This is a genomic window from Microvirga mediterraneensis (genome assembly GCF_013520865.1).
Lineage (GTDB): Bacteria > Pseudomonadota > Alphaproteobacteria > Rhizobiales > Beijerinckiaceae > Microvirga > Microvirga mediterraneensis.
This window is the reverse complement of record NZ_JACDXJ010000001.1, coordinates 1,644,613-1,660,000: the sequence shown is the minus strand read 5'-3', so window position 1 is coordinate 1,660,000 and position 15,388 is coordinate 1,644,613. Positions and strand designations below refer to the sequence as shown.

The 15,388-nt window shown below is 62.8% G+C and carries 10 protein-coding genes, 2 tRNA genes and 2 rRNA genes (1 of these 14 cut by a window edge); 2 read left to right on the top strand and 12 right to left on the bottom strand.

All coding sequences use genetic code 11. The features are described from left to right. The 8 genes from H0S73_RS07795 to H0S73_RS07760 all read right to left on the bottom strand — a co-directional run. Window positions 1-397, bottom strand: a 23S ribosomal RNA gene (locus tag H0S73_RS07795) (it extends 2,415 nt beyond the left edge of the window). A gap of 290 nt (window positions 398-687) precedes the next feature. Then, window positions 688-763, bottom strand: a tRNA-Ala gene (locus H0S73_RS07790). Window positions 764-967: 204 nt separating this feature from the next. Beyond that, a tRNA-Ile gene (locus tag H0S73_RS07785) sits at window positions 968-1,044 on the bottom strand. A 170-nt stretch (window positions 1,045-1,214) separates the two neighbouring features. Then, window positions 1,215-2,702, bottom strand: a 16S ribosomal RNA gene (locus H0S73_RS07780). Together the 16S and 23S rRNA genes with 2 tRNA genes alongside form the textbook arrangement of a ribosomal RNA operon. Before the next feature lie 849 nt (window positions 2,703-3,551). Beyond that, entirely contained in the window at window positions 3,552-6,491 is a 2,940-nt protein-coding gene (locus tag H0S73_RS07775) for a GAF domain-containing hybrid sensor histidine kinase/response regulator (RefSeq protein ID WP_181051614.1), read from the bottom strand. Next, entirely contained in the window at window positions 6,488-6,637 is a 150-nt protein-coding gene (locus tag H0S73_RS07770; protein WP_181051613.1) for a hypothetical protein, read from the bottom strand. Before H0S73_RS07770 ends, H0S73_RS07775 begins: the two co-directional genes overlap by 4 nt. 223 nt (window positions 6,638-6,860) lie before the next feature. After that, window positions 6,861-7,904 carry a sensor histidine kinase gene (locus tag H0S73_RS07765; protein WP_181051612.1) on the bottom strand — a complete coding sequence of 348 codons (1,044 nt, stop codon included), beginning with the start codon at window positions 7,902-7,904 and terminating at the stop codon, window positions 6,861-6,863. Next, window positions 7,888-9,405, bottom strand: coding sequence for an ATPase domain-containing protein (locus H0S73_RS07760; RefSeq protein ID WP_181051611.1), 1,518 nt, complete (start codon window positions 9,403-9,405; stop codon window positions 7,888-7,890). Before H0S73_RS07760 ends, H0S73_RS07765 begins: the two co-directional genes overlap by 17 nt. Window positions 9,406-9,654: 249 nt before the next feature. On the opposite strand from H0S73_RS07760, the gene H0S73_RS07755 reads away from it, so the two are divergent. Beyond that, complete coding sequence (locus tag H0S73_RS07755; RefSeq protein WP_181051610.1) at window positions 9,655-10,464, top strand: Crp/Fnr family transcriptional regulator; 810 nt, start codon at window positions 9,655-9,657, stop codon at window positions 10,462-10,464. Between the two features lie 127 nt (window positions 10,465-10,591). Here H0S73_RS07755 and H0S73_RS07750 read toward each other — a convergent pair whose 3' ends face one another. Beyond that, the gene (locus tag H0S73_RS07750) at window positions 10,592-11,161 is read right to left on the bottom strand and encodes a hypothetical protein (protein ID WP_181051609.1); all 570 of its coding nucleotides are present in this window, start codon (window positions 11,159-11,161) and stop codon (window positions 10,592-10,594) included. Window positions 11,162-11,386: 225 nt separating this feature from the next. Here H0S73_RS07750 and H0S73_RS07745 point away from each other — a divergent pair, with 225 nt between their 5' ends. Further along, complete coding sequence (locus H0S73_RS07745; RefSeq protein ID WP_181051608.1) at window positions 11,387-11,617, top strand: hypothetical protein; 231 nt, start codon at window positions 11,387-11,389, stop codon at window positions 11,615-11,617. 209 nt (window positions 11,618-11,826) lie between these two features. Here H0S73_RS07745 and H0S73_RS07740 read toward each other — a convergent pair whose 3' ends face one another. The 3 genes from H0S73_RS07740 to H0S73_RS07730 all read right to left on the bottom strand — a co-directional run bounded on the left by H0S73_RS07740 (window position 11,827) and on the right by H0S73_RS07730 (window position 15,277). Then, window positions 11,827-12,915: a TRAP transporter substrate-binding protein gene (locus H0S73_RS07740; RefSeq protein WP_181054276.1), complete on the bottom strand. Its 1,089-nt coding sequence runs from the start codon at window positions 12,913-12,915 to the stop codon at window positions 11,827-11,829. Window positions 12,916-13,037: 122 nt separating this feature from the next. Next, a complete protein-coding gene (locus tag H0S73_RS07735; RefSeq protein ID WP_202050036.1) occupies window positions 13,038-13,550 on the bottom strand; it encodes a MaoC/PaaZ C-terminal domain-containing protein in 513 nt (170 codons plus the stop codon). Further along, the gene (locus H0S73_RS07730) at window positions 13,547-15,277 is read right to left on the bottom strand and encodes a fatty acid--CoA ligase (protein WP_181051607.1); all 1,731 of its coding nucleotides are present in this window, start codon (window positions 15,275-15,277) and stop codon (window positions 13,547-13,549) included. Before H0S73_RS07730 ends, H0S73_RS07735 begins: the two co-directional genes overlap by 4 nt. Window positions 15,278-15,388 lie beyond the last annotated feature (111 nt).

Sequence of the window (15,388 nt, the reverse complement as noted above, 5' to 3'; positions counted from 1 at the left end):
ACCCTTATCCGTACGGGGCTATCACCCGTTGGTGCCTGCTTTTCCAAACAGTTCCGGTGAAGATCAGGTCGGCATTGGCCTGGTCCGCGTTCGCTCGCCACTACTAACGGAGTCTCGTTTGATGTCCTTTCCTCCGGGTACTTAGATGTTTCAGTTCCCCGGGTTCGCCTTAAACCCCTATGTATTCAGGATCTAATCCCTTCATCTGACCCTCCGTAGTGCCAGAACAGGATCGCTCCTGCCCTGACAATACAAAGGGTCGAAGGGGGGTTTCCCCATTCGGAGATCCTTGGATCAAAGCTCGTTCGCAGCTCCCCAAGGCTTATCGCAGCGTACCACGTCCTTCATCGCCTCTCAGCGCCAAGGCATCCACCAGATGCTCTTACGACACTTGATTACTCTCATGATCCATGTCCGCCCGGCAAAAGCCGAACACGGATCTTCAAGAAAGACCTGTCTTCAACGCGTCAAACGTTGAAGACGATTTTGCTTGCCAAGCATCTCCGACGCTCCCGGCTGCGGGCCGGGGCTGGTGCGCGGAACTAGGTCGTCCGCTGGTCGAAGATGCTGCCTCTTTACGATTTCAAACATCCGCGCCGCTCACCCCCAAGGGGAGGGCACGAATTCCTTTGACGATCCACGGCCATGAACAAGGTCATGGCCTATGGACTTCCAGAACACAAAAAATGGTGGAGCCTGTCGGGATCGAACCGACGACCTGAAGCTTGCAAAGCTACCGCTCTCCCAGCTGAGCTAAGGCCCCGTTTTGGCTTTGGCCTCAGACGCCGGCGAAAGCGTCCGCTTTCTTGGCTTCCCGCGCCATGGGGCGCGGCGGCCGGTCGGCCTTCGCAAGAGCTGGCGCCAGGACCGACGCGCGAGCGTCGCAAGCCCGACCGGGCGCCGCCGACGTTTCGGCGGACAGCCAAAGGGACGGACGTCCCTGCCGGCGCTTGAGGCTTCCCCAAAATGGTGGGCCTGGGACGACTCGAACGTCCGACCTCACCCTTATCAGGGGTGCGCTCTAACCACCTGAGCTACAGGCCCCAATCGAAGCAAGGCGCGGCATCCGCGCCAACCCCGACCGATGTGTTCCGGAATTGAGAAGAGAAGCGAAGACGGCAGCGTCCCGCAGAATGAGCTTCTGACTGAAGCTCTTTGTTCCAAGCGATCCGATAGAGCAGGCGAGAAGCCTTCTCATAAGAGATCGTCCTTAGAAAGGAGGTGATCCAGCCGCAGGTTCCCCTACGGCTACCTTGTTACGACTTCACCCCAGTCGCTGACCCTACCGTGGTCGCCTGCCTCCTTGCGGTTGGCGCAGCGCCGTCGGGTAAGACCAACTCCCATGGTGTGACGGGCGGTGTGTACAAGGCCCGGGAACGTATTCACCGTGGCGTTCTGATCCACGATTACTAGCGATTCCGCCTTCATGCACTCGAGTTGCAGAGTGCAATCCGAACTGAGACGGCTTTTGAGGATTAGCTCCCCCTCGCGGGTTCGCTGCCCTTTGTCACCGCCATTGTAGCACGTGTGTAGCCCAGCCCGTAAGGGCCATGAGGACTTGACGTCATCCCCACCTTCCTCGCGGCTTATCACCGGCAGTCCCCCTAGAGTGCCCACCTTAAATGCTGGCAACTAGGGGCGAGGGTTGCGCTCGTTGCGGGACTTAACCCAACATCTCACGACACGAGCTGACGACAGCCATGCAGCACCTGTGTTCCCGCCAGCCGAACTGAAGAGGTGTGTCTCCACTCCTCATACGGGACATGTCAAAGGCTGGTAAGGTTCTGCGCGTTGCTTCGAATTAAACCACATGCTCCACCGCTTGTGCGGGCCCCCGTCAATTCCTTTGAGTTTTAATCTTGCGACCGTACTCCCCAGGCGGAATGCTTAAAGCGTTAGCTGCGCCACTGACGAGCAAGCTCGCCAACGGCTGGCATTCATCGTTTACGGCGTGGACTACCAGGGTATCTAATCCTGTTTGCTCCCCACGCTTTCGCGCCTCAGCGTCAGATCCGGACCAGTCAGCCGCCTTCGCCACTGGTGTTCTTGCGAATATCTACGAATTTCACCTCTACACTCGCAGTTCCACTAACCTCTTCCGGTCTCAAGCCTCGCAGTATCGAAGGCAATTCTGTGGTTGAGCCACAGGCTTTCACCCCCGACTTACAAAGCCGCCTACGCGCCCTTTACGCCCAGTGATTCCGAACAACGCTAGCCCCCTTCGTATTACCGCGGCTGCTGGCACGAAGTTAGCCGGGGCTTCTTCTCACGCTACCGTCATTATCGTCGCGTGCGAAAGAGCTTTACAACCCTAAGGCCGTCATCACTCACGCGGCATGGCTGGATCAGGCTTGCGCCCATTGTCCAATATTCCCCACTGCTGCCTCCCGTAGGAGTTTGGGCCGTGTCTCAGTCCCAATGTGGCTGATCATCCTCTCAGACCAGCTACTGATCGTCGCCTTGGTGAGCCATTACCTCACCAACCAGCTAATCAGACGCGGGCCGATCCTTCAGCGATAAATCTTTCCCCCAAAGGGCGTATCCGGTATTAGCCCAAGTTTCCCTGGGTTATTCCAAACTGAAGGGCACGTTCCCACGCGTTACTCACCCGTCTGCCACTGACCCCGAAGGGCCCGTTCGACTTGCATGTGTTAAGCCTGCCGCCAGCGTTCGTTCTGAGCCAGGATCAAACTCTCAAGTTGAAGAATTTGATCTCGACTGTCGTCACTACGCAAATTGACAGAGTCCATCTCACTCCAGGTCGCCCTGAAGCGGTGTACTCACCAATCAAAGCATAGAACGGGTCGATGTCTATTCACCCGAACCAAAAGGTCCGGCGCAAGGACACCGCCGCCTACGCTTCTCTTCCCTCTCAACAATGTCAAAGAACAACAAACCTCAAAGACCCCAACCGCCCTTCACCAGAGCAATCAGGCCCCGAAGCCCGTGGCCGCCAGATCCCGAAGAACCCCGCCGCCGATGAAGAGGTTCTAGCCGAACCCTTTCCCCAGGTCAACACCTTTTTCGAAAAAACCAGCTCGAAATCGGCGCCCCGCCCCTCCCCTCAAGTATTCGGGCAAGCTTCATCGCCCGCACAAGCGTATTCGCTCGTGCGCTGCGCTCATCCGAACCGGCCGAAACCTTCCGGATGCTTCTCTCTGTCGTCAGAGGAGCCGTGAAGACTGCCAGAACCTGGCGTCCAGGGCTCGTGCCGCCGACCCGGACCTCGCAAGGCCCCGGTCGCAGACCAGCCCCGCCGCGGAACCCAAGGATCCCGGCCAGGCCGGCGCCGTCAAAATGTGAAGCTCGCCCGGCCCAAGGCCCGGCGGGGCTGCGGATATGTCCCCTCCAAAACACTTTGTCAACTCCAGATCGACGCCAAAGCAAAAAACAGGCCCAGAACGGACGAGGTCGAAGCCTCGCCCAAGAGCTGGAGGCGCGAAGATCACCCCTTTACGACCCGGCGCATGCGGGGCCTCGGCTGATGGTGACAGGAATTCGGAGAATGGAGAGCGGCTCCTGTCGGCCGGGCATCTGGGCGAGAGCCTTTCTCACCGCGCTGAATGCCGGCCTCCGGTAAGGCGTCTCAAGATCCGCGACAGTTCCTCGGCGGCATAAGGCTTTTGCAGCAACTCGAAGCCGTGCCGGCCCTTCTCGGCGAGCACATGGCTGTAGCCCGAGGTCAGGACGACCGGCAGATGCGGGTGGCGCCGCCGGATTTCCTGACCGAGTTCGATGCCGCTCATGCCGGGCATGACCACATCGGAAAACACGACATCGAAGTCGTCCGTCCTTTGCAGGAGCGTGAGGGCCTCGGTGGCGTTGGCGGCCCAGGTCGTCTCGTATCCAAGGTCCTGGAGGACCTGGGTCGAGAAACGCCCCACCTCGACATTGTCCTCCACCACCAGCACCCGGCGGCCGCGCCCGTCTTCGGGAGCCGATCCGGACGGGACGCTGCGCGTGCTCCCGGCTGCGACGCTCTCGTCGATGCGGGGCAGGTACAGGGTAAAGGTGGTGCCGCGCCCGACCTCGCTCTCCACGGCGACATCGCCGCCCGATTGCTTGGCGAAGCCGTAGACCTGGGATAGCCCCAGCCCGGTTCCTTTGCCGATCTCCTTGGTGGTGAAGAACGGCTCGAAGATCCGGACGAGCTCGTCCGGCGCGATGCCGGCACCGGTATCCGTCAACGAGACGGCCACGAATGACCCTGTACCACCCCGATGCCCCCGGATCGCCGGCACTCCGGATGCCTCGGCGACCCGCACCGTGAGCGTACCCTCGCCGTTCATGGCGTCGCGAGCATTGACCACCATGTTGACCAGCGCGGTTTCGAACTGGCTCATGTCGGCTTCGATCAGGCAATGCTCGCTGGCCATCTCCACGACGATCCGAATGCGCGAGCCGACGACCGTACGCAGCATGTCGGTGATGGCGCGGATCCGGTCGGATGCATCGAACACCTCCGGCTTCAGGGCCTGCCGACGGGCGAAGGCCAGGAGCTGGCCCGTCAGCCGGGCGGCGCGGTCGACGGTATCGGAGATCGCATCGACATAGCGCCGCCGCCGCTCCTCCGGCAGTCCCGGCTTGCGCAACAGATCGGTGGACGACTTGATGATCGTGAGCAGATTGTTGAAATCGTGCGCCACGCCCCCGGTGAGCTGGCCCACCGCCTCCAGCTTCTGCGACTGGCGCAAGGCGTCCTGGGCCTGTGCCAAGGCCGCGGCGGCTTCCTTCTCGGCCGTGATATGGCGCCCATAGGCATAAACCAGGTCGCCTTCGACGGAGGTATGCCAGGAGATCCAGCGGGGCGTGCCGTCCTTGTGGCGATAGCGGTTCTCGAAATTGGTCAGATCATGCGCGGCCGCCGCCTCGTTGAGGCCGTCCTGGGTCAGGGCGGCATCCTCGGGCCAGATGAATTCCAGGAAGCTGCGGCCGACCACCTCGTCCGACGGGTGGCCGAGAATGGTCGTCCAAGCCGGATTGACCGCCCGGAATATGCCGTCGGCGCCGACGATCACGAGAAGGTCGCGCGAGTTGCGCCACACCCGGTCGTACTCGGCGCTGCGCTCCACAACCTGCTGCTCCAGCGATGCGGCCAGCGCCTGCAGCTCCTGCTCGGCCTCCAGCCGCGCCACCGCGGTCCGGGTGCGCTCGGCCACCTCGCGCACGAGGGCGAGCTCGTCTTCCCGCCATTCCCGAGCCGTCGCGTGGTTGAGAAACAGAAGCGCAACGAGGTTTCCCCGCTCCGTCACGGGCATGTTGATGAAGGCCTGTGCGCTGATGCCCTTCAACATGTCCGCCGTGGCGGCCGTGCGCGGGTCAAGGTAGGCATCGGCGATCACGGCGGTTTCACCCCGCTTGAGGGCCTCGATATACGAGCCGTACTCGCGAAAGTGCAGGATTCCTGCGATGGTCTTGATGCCCGGGGCGTTCCAGTCGCGCACGATGGCGATGGTCTCGGCAGCCTTGTCGACCGTGCCGTAGCCGGCCCGGCTCACCTCCAGGGTCCGGCCGAGGATCTCGGCGGCGGCGAACGAGAGTTCGTCGGGGTCGACGATATCCCGAATGCGCTCCCCGAGTTCGACAAGCGCCCGACGATGGGTCTCGGCACGAACCCGATCCGTGACGTCATATCCCTCCACGAAAATGCCCGTCACGGCACCTGCAGCATCGGTCAGCGGCTGGTAGACGAAGTCGACGTAGCGCTCATCGGCGGGCTCACCCGACCCCGCTTGAATGATGTACTTCGCGGCGGCGAGCCTCAGAGCCCTGCCGCTACCATAGACGTCGTTCAGGAGATCGACATAGCCTTGCTCGACAGCCTCCGGGAGTGCCTCGGCGATGGTCTTGCCGATGATGTCGCGCCGGCCGACCACCTGCATGTAGGCAGGATTGGCCAACCCGAACCGGTGCTCCGGTCCTTCCAGCAGCGCCACGAAGCCGGGTGCCTGCTCGTACATCCGGGCCAAGCGCTCCCGTTCGGCCTGGATGCGGCGGCTGGTCAGCACCTTGGCGGTCGTCTCCTGGGCGGCGCAGAAGATCCCCATGATCCGGTCGTCGTCGCTCCGCAGCGGGGTGTAGGAATAGCTGAACCAGCTCATGTCACGCTCGCGCCCGGAGAGCGCGAACGGCATGTCCTCGAACCACTGCGCCTCGCCTGCGAACACCGCCGCGTTGATGGGCTCCAGTGCGTCCCAAACTTCCGCCCACAGGATTGACGCAGGCTGACCCAGCCCGGTCGGATGCTTGGTTCCGAGGATGGGAATGTAGCCGTCGTTGTAGAGCGAGATCTGCTCGGCCCCCCAGGCGACGTAGATGGGCTGGCGCGCCTGCAGCATCAGACCGACGGCCGTCTTCAGGGCCTGAGGCCAGGCCGCCGGAGATCCCAGGGGCGTGGCCGCCCAGTCATGTGCCCGGATCAGCGCCCCCATCTCACCGCCACCGGACAGGAAGCCTGGGCTCGCAGAAAAAACAGGCTTGCTGTCCATCATTCGTGAGCCTGATCCGAAGGCAGCGCCACTCCCTTGCGCGGGTTTCCCCAGACGACCTCCCGATACCGGCCGGACGCAATCTGAGCGCGGATGAGCGGGTTCAGCTTCGCCGTGAGCGAGACTTTGCAGGTCGGATCGGAGGCCATGAAGACAAGTCCAGTGAGAGAGGGCATCTAGTTGCCAAGTATTGGCAATCAAGAGAATGCGCAAGGGAATGCGAATGCGCCACGAGGCCTTGGCGGGCTGGAGCCGCTTCCACGGTCGCGGAACCATCCCTTGCCTTTGCTCAGTCGCATTCCTGACGGCGAACAGGTTCCCACTTCACCGAGAAATGATCAGGGCCCCGCCTCTCCAGGAATCCCGTGGCGCTCAGTACTCCGGCACGAGCCTTTCCTCGACGAGAGGAATATCCATGTGACAGGATAGTCCCTCGCGGTCATAGGCGATGCTGATCGTCGCGTGGCACTGATGGGTCAGAACCCGATGCAGCAACGTGGACCCGAAGCCTTTGCGGCTGGGCTTCTCGACCGGCGGACCGCCACGCTCCAGCCACTTGATGTCAAGTCGGCGCCCTGTCTCCAGGTCACGCACCGCCCAAACCACTGTGATCTGCCCGCCTGGAACCGAGAGCGCCCCGTGTTTGGCCGCATTCGTCGTCAGCTCATGAACGGCCATACCGACCGGCACGGCCAGATCGGCCGAAAGCTCCACGGGCGGACCATCGAGGGTGATCCGCCGCTGCGCGCCGTCATCGTAATGGGACAGCTCATTCCTGAACATCTCGATCAGCGGCGCCGTCTGCCAGTAATCCTCCGTGAGGAGATTGTGCGTATTGGACAGGGACACGATCCGATCCGAGAAGGAATTGTAGAACTCATCGACGGAGCGCGTGGAACGGGCCGTAGCCCCAAGCAGCCCCTGCACGGTCGCAAGAGTATTCTTGACCCGGTGATGCAGCTCACGGATCAGGAGTGCCTGACGCTCGTGCGTCCGCTGCCGCTCCTCAAGATAGGCTTCCACTTCCCTCTGTCGCTGACGCGCCCGCAGGGCCGATCGTACGGCATTCACCAGGACCGTCGGATGAAACGGACGCTCCAGCACCGTCACGTTCCCGAGCAGCTCGGTCAGGTGCTCCACCGGCGAGCCGCCGCGATGGGTCAGCAGAATGAACGGAAAATCGGACCAGGGCGGCTGTCGCTCGACCCACCCGGCAAGCTCCCGCCGGTCGGCGCTGAGCAGCGCCTCCTCCGTGATCACCCCGCAGGCGGCCACATCCAGCCCCATGACGAGCGCCTCGAGGTTGGAGCAGGTTGTGGCTTTGATTCCGACTTCGCCGAGAATGGCCGCTGCCACCGTGCCGTCCCGCCCATGTGGGGCGAGGATCAGCACGGACACCTCATCGGCCTGCGTCATTGTCGGTCTCACGCTCCTCAAGAAGCGAGGTGCGCCGGCCCTCGAATGTCGGTACGCCTGTCAACACACCCCGGAACTGCTCCAGTGGCGGACCAACGCGCAAACCCTGGCTGTCGATCCGAAACTCGCGGATCGTATCTTCATGCGCACCCGTGCGTCGCTTCACCACCGACAAAGCTCTTCGGATCCGCCCGTCGGCCTCGAAGAAGCGAAGTAGCACGACTGCATCGCTCAGGTAGGTCAGGTCGATCGGCGAGACCATGTGGCCGACCATTCCATGCTGCGCCAGGATCAGGATCGTCACCACGCCCTGCTGGTTCAGGTAAGTGAGCAGTTCGTGCATCTGGAGCACGATGAAGGGCTGCTCCGGCATGGCGTTCAAGTATCCGGTCAGGCTGTCGATCGCCACGATCTTCGCACCGCCCTGCTCCACCGCGTCCCGCACCCGGCCGGAGAATTCGCCGGGCGAGACATTGGCCGGATCGATCTGCTCGATGCGCAATCGTCCGGATTCCACATGGTGCGTCAGGTCGAAGCCGACGCCCATCGCCCTTTGCATCAGGATGCCGATCGTCTCGTCGAAGCTGACCATCAGGCCCGGTTCACCGCGTTCCAAGGCAGCCCAGAGATAGCCGAGCGCAAGCGTGGACTTGCCCGCGCCCGAGGGGCCCACCACAAGGGTGCTCGTTCCGCGGCTCAAGCCCCCTCCAAGAAGGGTGTCGAGCTCGTCGATGCTGCTGGGGATCGTCTCAAAGGCGAATGAGGTGTGGTGATCGGATGCCACGAGGCGCGGGAAGATCCGCAACCCTCCCCGCTCGATGACGAGATCATGATAGCCGCCCCGGAAAGCGGTGCCGCGCATCTTGGTGACACTGAGCCGGCGCCTCTCCGATCCGTAGGCGGGAACAACCTGCTCGAGGCGGATGACCGCATGGCTGATCGAGTGCAGATTGAGATCGTCCTGCTCGGATGTGAGGTCGTCGAGCATCAACACCGTGGCGTCGTTGAGCAGAAAATAGCTTTTCAGGGCCAGCACCTGCCGCCGATAGCGCAGGGAACCCTGGGACAAGAGCCGGATTTCAGACAGGGAGTCGAACACGACCCGGTTCGGCTTCACCCGCTCGATCTCCGCCAGTGCCATGCGCACCGTCTCCCCGAGTTCCAGATCGGAGGAATAGACGAGGCTCTGCTGCTGTTGCGGATCGAGGCTCAGTTCCGGTGGAACCAGCTCGAAGATCTCGATGCCATCCAGATCCCAGCCATGCCGGGAGGCGACGGACAGGAGCTCCCGCTTGCTCTCTGACAGGGTGATGTAGAGGCAGCGTTCCCCTTGTTTTGCGCCCGCGAGGAGAAACTGCATCCCCAGCGTCGTCTTGCCGGAACCGGGCCGCCCCTCGATGAGATGAGCCCGGTTGGCGGCATACCCGCCTGCGAGAATATCGTCGAGGCCTGGAACCCCGGTCGGAATCGGAGTGGCATCGGAATGCGACGGAAACGTCATGGAACTCTCAGCGGGTCAAAGGTTTCGATCACGTGCGAGTCAACGCTCCAGCGCCCATCTTGCTCAACAGGGCCTACGTCCGGCTCATCGACATGATGCGGCCCCCGGTGGGGCAGTTGTGTGTCCTTGTAGACATGACCCAGAGGTTTGTCTGTCTACATGTGCACATATCACGTGGTTATGTTCACAGTTGAACGCAAGCTTCTCTTGTGCGTTGGACCTGCCAAAGGATTGGAGGAAAGATACCCGATGCAGCCTGCCATGATCTCGTCGCGCCTCAGGGAACGAATTGCCGGCAACAATCTTCTGAGCGCTCTCAGGCCCGAAGACCTGGCCATCGTGGCGCCTTCGCTTCAGGAATGGGAGGGCGAAGCCGGAGCCAAGCTCTACCAGCCTGGGGATGAGGTCAGGTTCGTTTATTTTCCCTGCGGGCCCAGCCTGGTCTCGTTCGTGGTCGAGCTTGAGGACGGCCTCACGGTGGAGACGGCCCTGATCGGACGTGAGGGAGCGGTCGGCGGTATCGTAAGCCAAGGACGCCTTCCGGCCTTCGCCCGTTCGGAGATCCAGTTCCCAGGTCCGTTCCTGCGCCTCTCGACCGCGGATCTCGAGGAGTTCGAGGTGCGATCACCGAGTCTGCGTCAATTGTTTGCCCGCTACGCGGATTGCATGCTGGCGCAGGTGTTCCAGTCAGTGGCGTGCAATGCGGTCCATACGATCGAGCAGCGGACGGTGAAATGGCTGCTGGCGGCGATCGATCGAACCGGGGATCACGACATTCCCCTCACCCAGGAACAGCTGGCCAGCATGATGGGTGTCGGGCGAAGCTATGTCAGCCGGGTCATTCAATCCCTGAAGCGCCGGCATCTGCTGGAGACACGGAGAGGTGGCGTCAGGGTCCGCGATCTGGATCGTCTCGATGGCCTGTCGTGCGGCTGCAACAATGCTCTGCGCCGTCATTTCGACCAGGTGCTGGCAGGCGTCTATCCTACTGTCGAGGAGAGCTCGGCCCAGAAGGCCGAGGCAGGCGGCAAGCGCCCGGGCTCACGGATGAAGGCTTGACGGCTTTCCCGTCTGGTAGCGCGGAGAAGCGGAAACGTACAACTTCCGTGATAGCAGGGCGCATCGTTCAGCTAGCGCCCTGCACCACGCCCCGGGGCGAGCCGGGTGCGCTCTGCTTGAAGAAGCCTTATCGCGAACGCGAGTCCTTCCGGCTCTTGGACCTGTTCACGCTGCCTGTGGTCGAAACGTCATTCGTGTTGGCTGCGAGCATGCCGCTCGATTTCACGGAATCCGTGTTCCACGCGACGTTTTCTGCCGGGAGCAGATGGGCAACGAGCTTGCGGGTTTCACGGGACAGATGTTTACCCGCCTGGGCCAAGGGCTTGAAGTCCGTGAGCTTGTGCGGGCCTCCAGGCCGGCCCGTAAACACCCGCAATCCATCCGGGAACATCACCATGTCACCCGGACGCAAAGTGCTGTCGGCCAGAAGCGCCGGAACAGGGTTGGCAATCTCGCCGATCGGTTTGGGCTCGACGGGCTTCTTGTTCTCCGGCTGTTCGAGAACAACGGGCTTCGGACGTGGCCGCGCTTTCTGGTAGGACCGCTCAAGCGACGGATCGGCCTGGTACCCGAAGGATTGAGGCGGCGGGGGCGGCGCGGCAGCCGGTTGGGTGAGGGCCTGGAGGAATGCGAAGATCCCTTGGGCTTGGGCGGGCACGCTTCCGACCGCAACCGGGACGATCAGAGCCAGAGCCAAAACGCTTCCAGTCTTTGCCCGTGTTGAAAATGGCACTCTGAGCTTCCGCATCCCCACATCCTCCGATGATGGATGCAACGTGGTTAAGCTCCTCACGTTCCTGTGACTTCGCCACTAATCCGAAATAAACCTATGTTAGCGAAATATTCGGAGAGGGCCGGAACGGTCGTCCGCAAAAGGTGTTGAATTCCCGGCTTTCGTGAGTGGTCAGCTGAGGGGACGGCAATGGACTTTGGTGCGGATGAAGACTGGCCAGAGGGCCATATCATCGTTGTGCCTCATGCATGGCGCGGCGACGATCTCTGGATCGACATGCAAGTTGAGACTCAGGAGCGGATCGGCGCAATCCTATGCGAGATGTACGCCGAATTCCTCCAGCAGCCGCTCCCTCCGGGTTTGGAGAAAGCGATCCTTTCGCTTGAGACGAAGTCGACAATGCGTCGGCAGGAATGTTGAGACCTTAGATGATGGGAGCAGTTCATCGAGGGTGTTCGAAAGCCCCGTTCGATGATGAGCCCAGGATTCGGCCTTCGATGCCCATCACCTCGTCGGCGGCGATCCGGGCGAACCCTTTTGAGAACAGCCGCCACGCCCGAAGGCATGGCGGTGTCTTGGATCTTCGCAGCGGTATCGGAGCCGCCGGGTGAACACATTCGGGCGCTCGTTCACCCGCGGGCGCGGGCGCGGATCATGAAGGTGTCGTAGGCGTATTCGGCCACTTGGAACCAGAGATACTCCTCGTTCCGGAATGCCCGATAGCTCTCATACACTTTCTTGAAGTCGGCGTTCTTGGCCGAGACCTCATCGAAGACCTCGCTGGCGGCCTTGTAGGCAGCTTCGAGAATCTCCTGCGAGAGAGGGCGAAGCTGTGTGCCGGCGCCGAGAAGGCGGCGCAGGGCAGCCGGATTCTTGGCGTCGTATTTCGCCAGCATGTCGGTATTGGCGTAGCCCGTCGCCGCCGTCAGGATTGACTGGTAGGCCTTTGGCAGCTCCTTCCACTTGGCTTGGTTGATGAAAAGGTGGATCGACGGGCCACCTTCCCAGAAGGCCGGATAGTAGTAGTACGGCGCCACTTTGGCGAAGCCGAGCTTCTCGTCGTCGTAGGGTCCGATCCACTCGGCGGCGTCGATGGTGCCGCGCTCCAGAGCCGGATAGATGTCGCCGCCGGGGATCTGCTGCGGTACCGCGCCGAGCTTCTGCATCACCATGCCGGCAAGACCGCCGATGCGGACCTTTAATCCCTGCATGTCCTGCGGAGTCTTGATCTCCTTGCGGAACCAGCCACCCATCTGCACGCCGCTGTTGCCGGCCGGCATGCCGTAGAGGTTGTGCTTGGCATAGAATTCGTTCAGCAGGTCGTTGCCGCCGCCCTGATAGAGCCAGGCATTCATCTGGCGGGCATTGAGGCCGAACGGGATGGCGGTGCCGATGGCGAAAGTCGGGTCCTTGCCGAAGTGATAGAACGAGCAGGTATGACCCATCTCGACGGTGCCGTTGCCGACCGCGTCGGCGATCTGGGCGGTGCCGACGATTTCACCGGCCGCGAAGGGCTGGATCTGGAACTTGCCGTCCGTCGCCTCGGAGACGAACTTCGCGATCACTTCGGCGCCGCCGTAGATGGTGTCGAGGGATTTGGGGAAGCCGGACTGCAGGCGCCACTTCAGCTCGGGCATCGACTGGGCGATGGCCGGGGCGGCGACGGCGGTCGCGGCGGCCCCAACCGCTGCGGCCTGCATAAATTGACGACGTTTCATCATTGAGAAAGCTCCTCCCTTGGTGTTGCGCCGGGCTCTTCGAGACGCCCGACATTTCTTTGGTGACAAAACCTCGGGCGAGGGCCCGAGGCGTCGGCGGCGCCGGGATGGCCGGCGTGTCTTCATCGGGCTGCGAAGAGCGTCAGGATGTCGGCGACCAGGGCGGGCCTGTCCGCGCCTTCGATCTCGACCGTGTAGCGGGCCGTGGCGAGGACGCGGTCCTCCCCCCTGGCCTCCGCGGCCAGGAGCACGATCCGGCTGCGGATGCGCGAGCCCGACCTGACCGGCGCCGTGAACCGGATCCGGTCCGCCCCGTAATTGATGACGATACCGGCATCCCGCGGCACCACACCGAGGTCGTAGGCGAACCGGGGGAGCATCGAGACGATCAGATTGCCATGGGCGATGGTGCCGCCGAACGGGCTTTCGCGCCTCGCCCGCTCGGCCTCCACGTGGATCCACTGGCTGTCGCCGGTACAGGCGGCGAAGCGCTCGATCCGGTCCTGGTCGATCAGGACCCAATCCGAGACACCGAAATCGTGTCCGACGAAACGCTCCAATGTGCCCAGGCGATAGTCTTCGGGAGACAGGTCGCCGGTGTTGTGCTCCTGGGCGCGGCACGTCCCCGCGGTCACGCCCCTGATCCTTCGCCGGCCTGCTGCGCGTAGAATTCCCGCAGGGCCTTCTTGTTGGTCTTGCCGACGCTGGTCCGCATGATCGCCGTCGTGAAGACGATCCGGTCCGGCACGGCCCATTTGGAGATCAGGCCTTTGTCGGCATAGGCGGCAAGGTGCGCTTCCAGCAGCCCCTGCGTGAGGCTGCCTTCATGACCGGCCTTGGGAACGACGATGGCCAGCGGCCGCTCTCCCCACTTGTCATCCGGCACGCCGATGACCGCGACCTCGCCGACGCCGGGATGCTGGGACAGGATGTCCTCGATCTCCAGGGACGAGATCCACTCGCCGCCGGTCTTGATCACATCCTTCAGCCGGTCCGTGATCTGCAGAGACCCGGACGGGTGGATGAAGCCGACGTCGTTGGTATGCAGATAGCCCCCCTGCCAGAGGGCTTCGGACTGCGCAGGATCCCCAAAATAGCCTTGTGTCAGCCAGGGTGATCGCACCACCACCTCGCCCGTGCTTTTGCCGTCGCGTGGAACGTCGTTCATCTCCGCATCGACGACCCGCAGGTCCACCAGGGGGATCGGCAGGCCCGTCTGGGTCCGGTTCTCGACCTGTTGGTCAGCCGGCTCGTCCAGCATCGCGGGCGTGAGCTGCGCCACGGTCAGGAGAGGACAGGTCTCGGACATTCCGTAACCTGTAAAGACGTCGATGCCCCGGTCATACGCCGCCCGGGCGAGGCCCTTGGGCAGGGCCGAGCCGCCGACGACCACCTTCCAGGCCCGGAGGTCGGTGTTCGCGCCGGCCGGGCTCGTCAGAAGCATGTGGAGCAGGGTCGGAACGCAGTGGGAGAAGGTCACCTTCTCGGTTTCGATGAGCGTGAGCAGCGTTTCGGGCGCATAGCGGCCGGGATAGACCTGCTTCACGCCCAGCATGGTGGCGATGAAGGGAAAGCCCCAGGCATGGACGTGGAACATGGGCGTGATCGGCATGTACACGTCGCCCCGATGCAGCCTCCCCTGCTCCGCCGACGCGCCGAAGGCCGCCGCCCCGGCGAGGGTATGGAGCACGAGCTGTCGGTGGCTGAAATAGACGCCCTTCGGCAGGCCCGTCGTGCCGGTGGTGTAGAAGGTCGTGGCGCGGGTGTTCTCGTCGAAGTCGGGAAAGTCGTAGTCCTCGGGCGCGGCGGCGAGCAGCGCCTCGTATTCGCCGCCGACCTCGAGCGAGGTCGCAGGCACCTCGTAGTCGTCCACCATGACGACGATCGTTCTGACCCGCTCGATCCGGTCCCGGATGCTCTCGATGAGCGGCAGAAAATCGGCGTGAACCAGGAGGACGTCGTCCTGCGCGTGGTTGATCGTGTAGAGCACCTGCTCCGGCGACAGGCGGATGTTCACCATGTGAAGCACCGCGCCCATGCTCGGGACGGCGAAGTAGCATTCCAGGTAGCGGTGGCTGTCCCAGTCCAGCACGCCGACCGTATCGCCCGGCCTGACGCCCCGGCCCGCCAGGGCGCCGGCGAGGCGCCTGATCCGCCGGTCGAACGTCCGGTAATCATATCGCACCCGGTCGCGGTACACGATTTCCTGGTCCGGGGCGTGCCGCAGGGGAGTATGGAGAAGATGCTTGATGAGGAGCGGATAGCTGTACGCGGACGGCGCGTGCTCGATGAGCTTGGTCGGCGCGGTGCAACGAGCCTCGCCGGTCCCTTCACACGCCGGGATGTCGCCTGACTTGGGCATGGTGCCAACCTCCCTCATGCTGGCTTTTGTCATAGCCGCCCGGGATCGCGAGCGTCCTGTGTTCGGATGCGGCCTTTGTTTCCGAGAGGATGACACGGGCCCCGCCATCGG

Coding starts and splice junctions, on each gene's coding strand:
- H0S73_RS07775 (WP_181051614.1), bottom strand. CDS start 6,491: ATGATGGACAGCAAGCCTGTTTTTTCTGCGAGCCCAGGCTTCCTGTCC.
- H0S73_RS07770 (WP_181051613.1), bottom strand. CDS start 6,637: ATGGCCTCCGATCCGACCTGCAAAGTCTCGCTCACGGCGAAGCTGAAC.
- H0S73_RS07765 (WP_181051612.1), bottom strand. CDS start 7,904: ATGACGCAGGCCGATGAGGTGTCCGTGCTGATCCTCGCCCCACATGGG.
- H0S73_RS07760 (WP_181051611.1), bottom strand. CDS start 9,405: ATGACGTTTCCGTCGCATTCCGATGCCACTCCGATTCCGACCGGGGTT.
- H0S73_RS07755 (WP_181051610.1), top strand. CDS start 9,655: ATGCAGCCTGCCATGATCTCGTCGCGCCTCAGGGAACGAATTGCCGGC.
- H0S73_RS07745 (WP_181051608.1), top strand. CDS start 11,387: ATGGACTTTGGTGCGGATGAAGACTGGCCAGAGGGCCATATCATCGTT.
- H0S73_RS07740 (WP_181054276.1), bottom strand. CDS start 12,915: ATGAAACGTCGTCAATTTATGCAGGCCGCAGCGGTTGGGGCCGCCGCG.
- H0S73_RS07730 (WP_181051607.1), bottom strand. CDS start 15,277: ATGCCCAAGTCAGGCGACATCCCGGCGTGTGAAGGGACCGGCGAGGCT.